The 11605-nt window shown below is 45.2% G+C and carries 12 protein-coding genes and 1 rRNA gene; 11 read left to right on the plus strand and 2 right to left on the minus strand.

Going from position 1 to position 11605, the window contains the following annotated elements; genetic code table 11:
• Positions 1 to 54 precede the first annotated feature (54 nt).
• Complete coding sequence (locus AAIH57_RS19715; RefSeq protein WP_430022696.1) at positions 55 to 825, plus strand: ABC transporter ATP-binding protein; 771 nt, start codon at positions 55 to 57, stop codon at positions 823 to 825.
• Positions 800 to 2749 (plus strand): ABC transporter permease, encoded by a 1950-nt coding sequence (locus tag AAIH57_RS19720; protein ID WP_430022697.1) that lies wholly within the window; start codon positions 800 to 802, stop codon positions 2747 to 2749. The genes AAIH57_RS19715 and AAIH57_RS19720 overlap by 26 nt, the downstream gene beginning before the upstream one ends.
• Before the next feature lie 285 nt (positions 2750 to 3034).
• Here AAIH57_RS19720 and AAIH57_RS19725 read toward each other — a convergent pair whose 3' ends face one another.
• Positions 3035 to 3736 (minus strand): Crp/Fnr family transcriptional regulator, encoded by a 702-nt coding sequence (locus AAIH57_RS19725; RefSeq protein ID WP_430022698.1) that lies wholly within the window; start codon positions 3734 to 3736, stop codon positions 3035 to 3037.
• A 333-nt stretch (positions 3737 to 4069) separates the two neighbouring features.
• Between AAIH57_RS19725 and AAIH57_RS19730 the strand changes: the two genes are divergently transcribed.
• From AAIH57_RS19730 to AAIH57_RS19760, 7 genes are all read left to right on the plus strand, one after another.
• The gene (locus AAIH57_RS19730; RefSeq protein WP_430022699.1) at positions 4070 to 4801 is read left to right on the plus strand and encodes a ZIP family metal transporter; all 732 of its coding nucleotides are present in this window, start codon (positions 4070 to 4072) and stop codon (positions 4799 to 4801) included.
• Positions 4802 to 5094: 293 nt separating this feature from the next.
• The gene (locus AAIH57_RS19735; RefSeq protein ID WP_430022700.1) at positions 5095 to 5703 is read left to right on the plus strand and encodes a hypothetical protein; all 609 of its coding nucleotides are present in this window, start codon (positions 5095 to 5097) and stop codon (positions 5701 to 5703) included.
• A 34-nt stretch (positions 5704 to 5737) separates the two neighbouring features.
• The gene (locus AAIH57_RS19740; RefSeq protein WP_430022701.1) at positions 5738 to 6388 is read left to right on the plus strand and encodes a hypothetical protein; all 651 of its coding nucleotides are present in this window, start codon (positions 5738 to 5740) and stop codon (positions 6386 to 6388) included.
• Positions 6385 to 6945: a hypothetical protein gene (locus AAIH57_RS19745; RefSeq protein ID WP_430022702.1), complete on the plus strand. Its 561-nt coding sequence runs from the start codon at positions 6385 to 6387 to the stop codon at positions 6943 to 6945. Before AAIH57_RS19740 ends, AAIH57_RS19745 begins: the two co-directional genes overlap by 4 nt.
• Before the next feature lie 54 nt (positions 6946 to 6999).
• Positions 7000 to 7734 (plus strand): SMI1/KNR4 family protein, encoded by a 735-nt coding sequence (locus AAIH57_RS19750; RefSeq protein ID WP_175397960.1) that lies wholly within the window; start codon positions 7000 to 7002, stop codon positions 7732 to 7734.
• Positions 7735 to 7755: 21 nt separating this feature from the next.
• Positions 7756 to 9057, plus strand: coding sequence for a hypothetical protein (locus AAIH57_RS19755; protein WP_430022703.1), 1302 nt, complete (start codon positions 7756 to 7758; stop codon positions 9055 to 9057).
• Between the two features lie 246 nt (positions 9058 to 9303).
• Positions 9304 to 9915, plus strand: a complete 612-nt coding sequence (locus AAIH57_RS19760) for an SMI1/KNR4 family protein (protein WP_430022704.1) — start codon at positions 9304 to 9306, stop codon at positions 9913 to 9915.
• Positions 9916 to 10016: 101 nt separating this feature from the next.
• Here AAIH57_RS19760 and AAIH57_RS19765 read toward each other — a convergent pair whose 3' ends face one another.
• A complete protein-coding gene (locus AAIH57_RS19765; protein WP_175397962.1) occupies positions 10017 to 10340 on the minus strand; it encodes a hypothetical protein in 324 nt (107 codons plus the stop codon).
• A 106-nt stretch (positions 10341 to 10446) separates the two neighbouring features.
• Here AAIH57_RS19765 and AAIH57_RS19770 point away from each other — a divergent pair, with 106 nt between their 5' ends.
• Together AAIH57_RS19770 and AAIH57_RS19775 are read left to right on the plus strand one after the other, a co-directional pair.
• Complete coding sequence (locus tag AAIH57_RS19770) at positions 10447 to 10905, plus strand: hypothetical protein (RefSeq protein ID WP_430022705.1); 459 nt, start codon at positions 10447 to 10449, stop codon at positions 10903 to 10905.
• Between the two features lie 628 nt (positions 10906 to 11533).
• Positions 11534 to 11605 (plus strand): 16S ribosomal RNA (locus AAIH57_RS19775); the annotation flags it as partial.

Genomic DNA, 11605 nt, shown 5'->3' on the forward strand with positions numbered 1-11605 from the left:
CGATAAGATTAAGATAACGGAAAAAGTAAGAATGAACATTGGAGGGGAATAGTTATGGAGATGTTACAGGTCTCGGCACTAAATAAAATATACCAGGGTAAAGTTCAAACTCAGGCCCTTAGCGATATTCATCTGACGATCAAACAGGGTGAATTTGTTGGCATTATGGGTCCTTCAGGAAGTGGCAAAACGACGTTGCTGAATATGGTCTCTACAATAGATGAACCCAGTTCGGGCAAAGTGCTGATTAATGGCATGAATCCTTTTGATATGAGAAAAAAAGAACTCGCCATGTTTCGGCGCAGGGAACTCGGATTTGTATTTCAGGATTTCAATCTGCTGGATACGCTGACGGTTGCAGAGAATATCGTATTGCCGCTAACGCTGGACAAGGTAAAATATAGGGAAATGGAAAGCAGATTGACACGGATCACGAACCAGCTCGGGATTGATCATATACTCGATAAACGCATTTATGAAATTTCGGGCGGACAGCGGCAGCGTACAGCCATTGCCAGAGCAATGATTAACATGCCATCGATCGTGCTCGCGGATGAACCGACAGGGGCATTGGATTCCACTTCTTCACAAGCCGTAATGGAATCACTTGAACAGATTAATCTGCAAGAAAAAACGACCATCATGCTGGTGACGCATGATCCACTTGCCGCCAGTTTCTGTCATCGCATCGTATTTATCAAGGATGGCAAACTGGCTGCAGAGGTCCATCGCGGGGATAACCGTCAGACCTTCTTTCAGCGGATCATCGACACTTTATCCTTCTGGGGAGGTAATTCACATGAGCTTTCCTCAGTTCGCGTTTAATAATATTCGGCGGAATGGACGGGCGTATGTAGCCTTTTTTCTGAGCAGTGTATTTATGGTTATGATCTTCTTCGCTTATGCGGTATTCAGCTATCATCCTTATGTGGCGAATATGCCGATTGGCAAGACAACGGCGTCTGGAATGCAAATTGCTTCAATTATTGTGTATGTATTTGCGATCTTTTTCGTTATGTACTCCATCAGTGCTTTTCTAAAATCGCGGAATAAGGAATTCGGCATCTTGACCATATTGGGTGCAGAACCAGGACAGATTCGAAGACTCGTTATCATGGAAAATATGCTGATCGGTTCCCTGTCCATTGTGGCTGGAATAGGTGGTGGCATGTTGTTGTCCAAGCTGTTCCTTATGCTCACTACACGGTTTATCGGCATGGAGGATCTGCCCTTTTATTTCCCAACAAAGGCGATTTTGATTACGGTTGGTGCCTTTTTGCTGCTGTTTTTCTGTATTTCCCTGTTTACGCTGCTTTTTATCGGTAATAAGCGGGCGCTCGAGCTGTTAAAAGGTACGAGTAAACCGAAAAAGGAACCCAAAGCATCATGGCTGCTCTCGCTTATAGGACTGGCTTTACTGTCGGCCGGTTTTATTGCCCTATACAATGATTTGTCGGGTGGAAATATACTGATCGCTGCAGTAGCAGGTATAGCCGGGACCTATTTTTTCTACTCCCAGCTCTCGGTTCTGGCTATTCGATTGATGAAACGCAACCGCAAGCGGGTGTGGCACGGAACCCGATTGTTGTGGATTTCGGAAATGAGTTACAAGATCAAGGATAACGCACGCATGCTGTTCATGGTAACGGTCGTGATTGCCATCGCATCGATGAGCGCTGTAGTCATCCTATCCCTGGATCAGCAAAATCGTCAGCTCTTTAAAGACAATGCATTCCCGATTCGTTACAACGTATATAGTGCATTAGACCAGCCGAATATGGCTCCTGTTAATGAAGTTTTGGATGCTGCCGGCTTGGATTATCAGGAGGTTTATCTGGAGTATTTATATACGAATAAGGATGACATGCGTGTAACCGTGATGTCCCTAAGTGACTTCAACCGGTTCAACATGATGCGGAACAAACCGACGTACACTTTGGCCGATCACGCAGGAGTTTTCATTGATTCCAGAAATGATGACAGGGCATTAGAGAATGAAAGATTTCGTCCACACGCGGATGGAGATCAGCTCGTGCTGAATATCGAATCGGAGTCTCTGGAGCTCAACATCGAGCATACTGAAAAAGACCCGGTATTGGGCGACATTCTCTATTCAACAGCCGTGGCGGTTGTCAATGATGAAGAATATAACGAACTGACGAAGTCATTGGATAAGCGCGAACTTTCAGGCAAATATCTTTATCAAATCCCATCATGGGGTCAGTCTGTACCAGGTCGTGAATCATCTGAAGCTCTGATCAGTGACCGCTTGAAAGGCATTGAAGAAGTAATTAAGGAGCGCTCTGCGGATAGGGAATTCTCCGGTTATTTTACGACCCGATATACCGATTTCGAAGAATTCAGACAGACAACAGCACTAATTACCTTTTTGGGTATCTTTATCGGCTTGATCTTTTCAATCTCGTCAGCCAGTTTTCTATATTTCCGATTGCACACGGATCTGGAGTCGGATGGAAGAATGGTACATTCCCTTTCGAAGATGGGACTCAGTTTCCAGGAGATGAAGAGGTCATCCACGATTCAGATTGCAGTTCTCTTTTTCTTCCCTATTCTGATCTCGATCGTGGAAACACTTGTAGTGGTTAGACCGTTCCTGACTGAATTTGGGATTGCCAACTATACCATTCCTGTTTTAACCGTGTTTGGTGCGTTTTTGCTGGCACAGACTTTTTATTTCTTTGTTATTCGTGCAAAATATATCTCCTCGCTTCGCAAAATGATGGTATAAATCATACTAAGCCGGAGCTGCTCAACCGAATATCTTGGAGAGCGATAGTCGGGATTCCTTGATTCCAATCAAGGTGATCCCGGCTATAGTGCTTTATGATGAATGTATTCCAAGAACATCGAAGGAGGAATAAACGATGAGAACGATCTTTTTACTATCCATAAAGGAGTCTTGCAGTGCCCATTTCAAAGTACCAAGAATCGTAACATGGAGCACGTGTCGCGGAGATCACATAATCCAGAGCCAATAAGAAGTCGAGCATGAAAGGGAAAACTTGAGACTTGGTCAAGTGTCCCGTTGACGCTTCAAGGCCTGTATATCATGAATGATAATCTGTTTGCGATCCACTTCCAGCAGATTTTCCTTGGTGAGCTGATTCAATAAACGATTGGCTGTTTCCCGAGTCGTGCCAATGGAATTGGCGAATTCCTGATGGGTCATGGGCAGGTTGATGATGATGTTGTGACCGGAAGGCTGACCGTGCTGCTCAGCCAGCATCAACAGGAAGGACAGCACTCGGTTGCGCACATCTTGACCGGAGAGTACTTGCAATTTATCCTGCAGCTCACGAATTTTATCGCCTAGCACCCGCATGATTTTGATCGCAATAGCTGGTGTATTGAGCATTAGGCGTTCAAAGTGTCTGACAGGGATGGCAATCAATTCGACTGGCGTAATGGCCTCAGCCGTAGCGGGATAAGGATGAGCATTAAAGAATCCCGTATGTGGGAACATATCTCCCGTTTTCAGAAAAGATACAATCTGTTCGTGCCCGTTCTCATCCGTTTTATATGCTTTTACAATGCCGGTACGGATAAAAAATACAGCTTCCTTTTCACTGCCTTCGGCAAATATAACTGTTTTTTTATGAATGCTTCTGGAAATGGCGATATCCTCCACCTGCTTCAATTCCTCAGGGCTCAGATCCTGGAAAATAGGGAATTGTTGGAGGAACTCTGCTGCCGTATCTTTGTTTTCCCTGCGCATCAACATTCTTCCTTTCTGTATCTACTCCATATAGAGTTCAACTGTGAAGTAACCGTACATAAAATCGTTATTCCTCTTGAACATGGCGGATTGGCCATTGTAAAACTTGGTCTTGGCATACATTTATTCAGCCGCTTTAGTCTGCATCATTTTATCACATCGTGATCTTGGAATTTAACTGGTGACATGGATAACAACGCAAATGATGAAGTTTACAGGAAGAACGAGCGAGTTGTCTCATGTTTCCGGTCAAAGTTCCGGTTTGTTTTTCGAGCAGTAACCCTGGTTAATGAAGGGATAGATGGGATATGAACTTGAAAGGGGATGGCCCAGATGTGGACTGCATTCATGTGGGGCGGTTTCTCCGCTTCAGCAGTTGTTATTGGGGCGCTTGCAGCATTGTTTCTCCATATCCCCAAACGGGTGATTGGCTGGATTATGGCATTTGGTACGGGAACTTTGATTGGTGCTGCGTCATTTGAGCTGATAGGAGATGCCCTGAATGATGGAGGGATCGTCCCGACAGCAATCGGATTTACAGCAGGTGCAGTGGTATACACGTTGTTCGACCTACTCATTTCCAGTAAGGGCGGCGCAGGGCGCAAACGTTCTGGAAAAAAGCAATCCGGAGACAGCAGCCAGAGCGGGTTAGGCATTTTTGCAGGTACGGTTATGGATGCTATCCCGGAATCTATTATGCTTGGAGCAAGCCTGCTAACCGGAAATGGCGTGAGCGTGGTGCTCATCGTTTCCATATTCGTCAGTAATATCCCTGAGGGTCTGTCGAGTACGGTAGGTTTGCGTGGTAATAACTATACCAAGTCCAGAATCATTCTAATGTGGCTTGGTGTACTGCTGATCTCAGCGATGGCAGCCTTGTGTGGGTATCTTTTTCTGGAACAGCTTCCGGATGAGATGGCTGCGGCTATTGGGGCATTTGCAGGTGGGGGGATCATAGCGATGATCTGCTCTACCATGATGCCTGAAGCGTTTGAGGAAGGTGGGCCTATTGTAGGCTTCATCGCCTCCATGGGACTTCTCGTGTCCCTGTTGCTTGATTTATAATGTCTCCAATTAAAAAGTATCAAAATAAGAGTATCCGCTCAGAGAACGTTCTGAGGTACGGATACTCTTTGTGTCTTTACTTACATATGATGTTCAATATGCGCAATTGTGATGTAAAACACAAACCCTAATGATATATATTTCGGAATTAATCATGTCAAATCATACGTTTCTTGTACTACGCGGTGGAGTTACTTATAATTTTAGGCAGCACATATGGAAAATTTTGATGGTGGGATTTATGGTAACACATATAAGACATATTCGTGTCTAATGAGAGGAATGGATTTGAAATGAAACGTTTTGAGGACGAAGGAGCCTATAAATATAATTTTTATTGGGTACTGCGACGAGGTGAACGTGTTGACGTCAAATGTCAGGCATGCGGCGGTCACGCTTATATCGAGCAATGTCAGGATCAAATGCAGTGGAAATGCTCAGCATGTTATGCTCATGGGGTGGAAAAGCCGGTATATCAATATCATGCCAAGGGTAATTGTGTTCTGTGTGAACGTTGGTTCAATATCGAAGTGACAGACGATAAACAGACTTCTCACAAATCAACACACATTGATTGTCCACACTGCGGCGCCGTCAATCAAACCCAGCTGCATAGCAAGCCTGTTTGCAAAAGATATATTATGGACACTCGGGACGGGAGAGATCCAATCTTCGGTATGGAGCTGTATTTTCTGGACTATGTACGAGGTAAATTGGTGTGGGCTGTTAATCGGGCGCATTTAAATTACCTGATTTCATATGTTTCTGCCGATTTGCGAGTGAGACGTGGGAATATACCGTTCAAGACGGCGTCGCATTATCTTCCGGTTTACATGAAGGAAGCGAAGAACAGGGACCAGATGGTTCGCGCGCTGACCAAGCTTTTGCACAAGACAGGCTGAGGAGGAACCAAGGAAAGCGACGAGGAGGAATGGAATGAAATTACGTGCCAAACTACTTATATTTGGAATAATTTTAGGTAGTCTTCTCATCCCTGCCTATTTTATTTTACAGACGTACGGTGTATTCCAAAAAGAGAGAGTGCTATCAGACTATGTGCTCGCGGTAGATGTAAATCGGGAACCGTATGATGCATGGCCGCTCGTGAACAGTTTCGCAGCCATGGATAAGAGTGAGGACAATCGCCAGTTATATTACCGGGTGGATATGAACCATATCAACTACCTTTTTCAATTGGCTTATCAGGAGTATGGCGTCACACTAGGTAATGAGAATCCTTTTCTAGCAGGTAACGTGGAATATCATTCTCCCGAAACGACGTACGTAAGGTCGGAAAAAGAATATTCAAATGCTAAGGATTATACAACCTCACTTCATTTTTATAACAAAGAAGAGCAGGAGATCTATACCTACGAAACGACGGGCAAAGGCGATGGGAATTTGGTAAAATCCATTATTCATCAGGGGATGACTCGTTCCCATAATGGAGGAAGTGAAGCGGCGCGTGATCCGTACATTAACATTACGGCATTATTTCACGACAAGCTGAACGTTGATGTAAATCTGACGGTTGATGAAGAACAAAAAATCGTATGGATACGAATGAATAAAGCGGAGGCGAGATGATGAATTTGTTTGGCGTACATAATGGACCAGCATATCTGGAAGGGATCGTTCAAAAAGTAACGGCTGGGGAGAACCAGGAAGTCGAGTGGAAAGGCAAGTTGCAGACAAAGGATGGTCATGACAAGTTCCATATCTTTTATTATGGTGACTTGATGGAAGATGATCTGATAACCTGGCAGGATTCGACACCATTAATCGTATATGCAGAGCACACTGTGACCGGAGAGCGTTATTTGCTTATCGATGCAGCTAAACATGGTTATGATGCAATGTTGTGTGAAACCTATCCGGAGGAAGAACTGAGCAAAAGGTCGCTGCGTCCATATCTGGACGTGGAGGGAGAGGATACGTTTAAAGTCCACTTGTCAGCCTTTTACAATGTGCCGTGGGATGAGGAATTCGGGGAAGATGTGGATGAAGATGGAACCTACGAATTGATCACTGGCGATTGCATGGATTTTAACCAGGTTAAACGGGATGGATATGATGCGTTCTCCATTCGCATCGTGAATCGTAAAGGTGTAAAAACAGAAATTGTTCAGGAGGAGCTTGCCTGAGAAATCCATCATTTGATTTGTAGAAGAATGACCTGAAGATAGGAGATGTCATTAATGTATGTGGTAACCCGTACGCTTAAACCAGTATCCGCAGAGGAGCTTTTACGTTTTGAGCAGCAGCATTCCGTTTCATTGCCAGTTTCTTATCGGCAGTGGCTCGAGCAATATGGGGAAGGAACCTATTCGGGCTGGATGAACGTACAGAGGCCGGATCACGAGGTATTGAAGCCTTTTGCAGAATATGACTTTTGGATGCATACCGACGTTACCCCTGTCAGTCAACAACAGCTGGAGGATTGTATTAGCATAGGCAGCTCCGTGGATGGCGACTTCCTGGCCATTCATCCTGAAATTGACGGACTTTTGTGGCTCCCTCGCCACGATGAGCAGATTACTTTGTGGAAACATACGGAATCGGAGTTTGGCGACACGCTGGACCGAATCTATTGTGGGTACTACGGTCAAGCTGAAACGATAAAGCCAAGCTATTTTGAACCCTGGAATGAGCTGAGAAATCACACTTTTTATCATTTGGAAGATCACAAGGATCGGACGTCAATCCAACATCTGGCCAGCTTATGTCAAGCACAGTTCAAGTGGGATGCGGTGATGGAAAATGAGTATACATGCAAGCTCTTCATGGCTTCCATTGGTGGATACCTGCGTTTTAATTATGCGAATGGCAGGGAAATTGCCCTCTTTTATGAAGAGATCCACGGGGTGGAAGGGACCACGGATTACGATATAGAGCATTTTTTGCTCGCACATCACTGTAGAATCATGAATTGAGACGGAGTGGAGGAATCATGGATGAGTTGGTTAAACGAAAAAATTGCAGAAAAGTGGAGGAAGGAAGGGAAACGCTACGCCCAGAGTGTAAATGATTTTGTGCGTAGAAGTATCGCGGGAGAAGTGCCGGATGAATCGATACTGGCGAACGACGGACGGGCAGAGTTCAGTGCGGAAGTATGGGACATGGTGAAGAAGGGAAACGTACAGAACGATCTGCATCGACTGCGTAAGGAATTACCTGCGGCAACTTGGCCATTCAATGAAACATTTCAGTCATCCATGCAGGCCGTGCGCGTAGCGGGATATCTGGATAACGATACTGTTGTCTTTAATAGTGGTTTTCTGACGGATAAAGGATGCGTATATACCGGTGATCACGAACATGTGCGTTCTTTTCCACAATATCAATTCGCTGGGCAGTCGCCGGATGGTGAACAGTATGCTCTGGCAGGCACTGAGGGGATCCGCGTGATTACACAGCCAGATCGTCATCTGGAAGGAAAAGAAGTGGCAATGTTCCGCTGGGACGACATCCAATCAGCCATTCATCAGGCGCTGCCCCGAATCGAATCCCTTGCTGACTGTGAATATCCGGAACGCACACTCGAAGGTCTCATTCCGTTTGATCGTGGTCAGGCGCTTATCATTTTGTCCCATTACGGAATTTATCTGGTGGAGCATGGCAAGGTATCTCCGATGCACCCTGATCCTGCAGAGGTGGAGGAGCACGAATTGGAGGATACACAGATTTCCATGGGGCATGCAGCGGTGTCTCAGGATGGTCGATGGATTGCGTTTGGCAGTCAGGTTAGTGACCATATGCTTCTGGATCGTGAACGTAATCATACCTATGCGCTTTATCCTGAATCCAGTTACCCGCATCATGCGGTGTTTACCAGAGATCATCAGTACGTCTGGTTTAATGCGTGCCATTTTTACAATGGAGTTACGATGCAGGTGAATTTGGATGAAGTGGAAGGCAATGAATCGAAAGAAGATTGGCCTATGATGGATGAAAGCGCTCGTGTATATGCTGCCGTAGAAATACCACAAGGTATGGTTCTTGGCGATGCATATGGTTACCTCAAATGTGTGGATAAGAAGGGGCAGGAGGTATGGAGACATTTTGTAGGCAGCACCATTTATTCTCTGGCAATCTCGCCTGATCAATCCAAGCTCGCAGTAGGTACGTTTGGGGGCATGGTGCATATCCTTGATCTGCATTCCGACCGAATGGATGACTACAGTATTGGAACAGGAACTCTCCGTGAACTGGAGCGTTTTGTTGTGTGGCGTGGAGAAGAACCGTTACGTTGGTAGGATGGTTATCTAGACCATAGATGTTAAAAAAGATCCGGGGCGTTCATGGGCGGTCGAGCCTGATGGAATGCTGCGCAGCAGCAAACTTATTTCGGATGACCAGGTTGCTCTAAATGGAAGAGTGGCTGAATCTGCTTTCTTACGCAGTCATGATCCTGATCGAAGATGGTGGGAAAAGGAGGCGTTCTGGGTTACAAAGCGTATATGCATGAACGGACATAATACAGCTGAGAATGGGGGAGTCTTATGCAAACGGATATGAACGAAAGAATGAATGAGCAGATGAATCATTTGAATGAATTATTACATAAAAAAGTGAAGGATGAAGAGATTAGACAGTTGTATGAAGAATATCAGCAGCTGGGAGGGGCTTCCGAAGACAGCCTGGCTCTTTTTGAGAGAGAGTTTGGTGTCCGCCTGCCAGAAGATTTTCGGGAATTCTACAAGTGCAAGAATGGCAGTGGTTATGCATTTCATGTCCTGTATCCTGGCGATGCCGAGAGAGAGGAATGTACCCCGTTTTACTTGATGTCACTGGAGGAAATCCGGGAAACCAAGGAATATTTCTGCGAGCGGAGTGAGAAGCTGGAAGAGCACTATTCGGCAGAAGAGATCAGTAAACTGGATCCGGAGATCAAGCCTTATTTATTTCATAAACCGTGGATTCCATTTGCGACGATGGCTGGGGGTTCCCTGTATCTAATGCTGGACTTTGATCCGTCAGATCAGGGTAGTTATGGTCAGATTATCATTTATGTGCATGATCCGGATTTTGTTTATTATATAACAGATACCTTTACGAGCCTGCTGCAAGAATCCAACCGCAACCTGGAGATCATGGATGAGATTGAGTACTGACCCGGGTCTTCAGGGTGGCGAAGCAGTCCCTATTCAACGTATGAAATAGTAAATATAAAAATACAGGAACTGCATGCAGCAGCTCCTGAATGGTTCGAATGTTATCCCTGCTGGAAAAACCGATGACCGTGAAAACCCCCACCTGAAGGGCCTCCATGCCCCCCGGGAGCTCCACCGTATGGGCCGCTGTGATAGCCACCACCCGGGAATGGTCCGTGATGGCCGCCGGGATACCCTCCTCCCGGATATCCGCCATGCCACCAAGGGCCTCCGACGGGAATTGGCAAGGGCAGCGGGTAAAATGGCGGGTATGGATAGGGGTACGGATAAGGATAGGGATAAGGTGGTTGCGGTGCTGGTGGGTAGTATGGATAGGGATATCCGGCAGATGACGGAGATGAAACCGAACCAGGTACGTATGCCATGTGATAAGCCTCCTGTATTTGGATTGGTGATATCAGCCTATGCCATAATGCAATCACGTGACACTGCTATAGCGTCGGAACAAGAGGAATATTAAGGGGGATTTGAATGAGAGCGATACCTTTTCATACGGCTCCAATAGGGGCTGCATACATACATTTAATTGACGAATTGATCGAGAAAACAGGGCGCTTTTTCCTTGTGGACAGACGATATAAAGAGGAAACACCTGCAGGAGTAGCAAGAGTTTTACAGAGATTGAAGCCGTATCTGATAGAGAATTGTACCACGGAAGAAATGATGATGAGGACAAGAGCGTTTTATACTGAAGGAATCTACAATATATATGAATGTACGCCAGGCTCTGGGCAGATCCTGAAAGAAGAGGCCGATGGTTTCCTGGATTGGCTGTATCCTTCTATGCCAGATGATCTGTGCTTTCTGAAGGAAGATGGGAGTGACTATTTGTATACGGAAGCCCATGAGGACGGATGTGGTATGCGTATTACAGAAGAAGAAGCGACAGATCTCATGAAGCGTATTCCTGGGTTATCGTTTGTCTTCTAAATGTCCCCTATCTAATTGCTATATCAAAACTAAAGCCAAATTGCAGATTTAAAACTTCTCCCGGTTTGGGGTTTAAGGCAGTTTCAGTGAGTCTAATATGATTATCTCGATTCTCGAAAAAGACCTTCGAAGAGAGCAATTCTGTGCAGACTTTATTGGAGAGCTAATTATGGGTGGTTTTAGAAAAAGAAAGATATAAGGGAAGCTGCTCTCTATGATGTGGTAGATTACTACTGGAACATTTTACAACTAGAAAGCTGGCTCCTAAAATGATATATTCTTCTTTCGGCCGCAAGAAGCCCGGAAAACTCAAAAAAATATTTCGAGAAATATCTTTACAAGTTATGAAGATATGTGGTATATTCTAATTCCGGCCTTGAAAGAGTCGGAAATGAAGTTTGATCTTTGAAAACTGAACAACGAGTGAGTAACGATCTTGCTTGCAAGATCGACGCAGAGAAATCGGTACACGTCATCTGACTGTATGATTTCGAAGCACAAATGAGATTTTAATCTCGTCAGATTCAAAATGAGCTAATCGCTCTTTTCGATAATAGCTGCAAGACATTCATCCACTCAGCCGAGTTGAACCGATTGTCTTGCAGGACGATGCTGCATCGCAACATCTTTATTGGAGAGTTTGATCCTGGCTCAGGACGAACGCTGGCGGCATGCCTAATACATGCAAGTCGAGCGGACT

It is taken from the genome of Paenibacillus sp. MABNR03 (assembly GCF_050455445.1).
Lineage (GTDB): Bacteria > Bacillota > Bacilli > Paenibacillales > Paenibacillaceae > Paenibacillus > Paenibacillus xylanilyticus.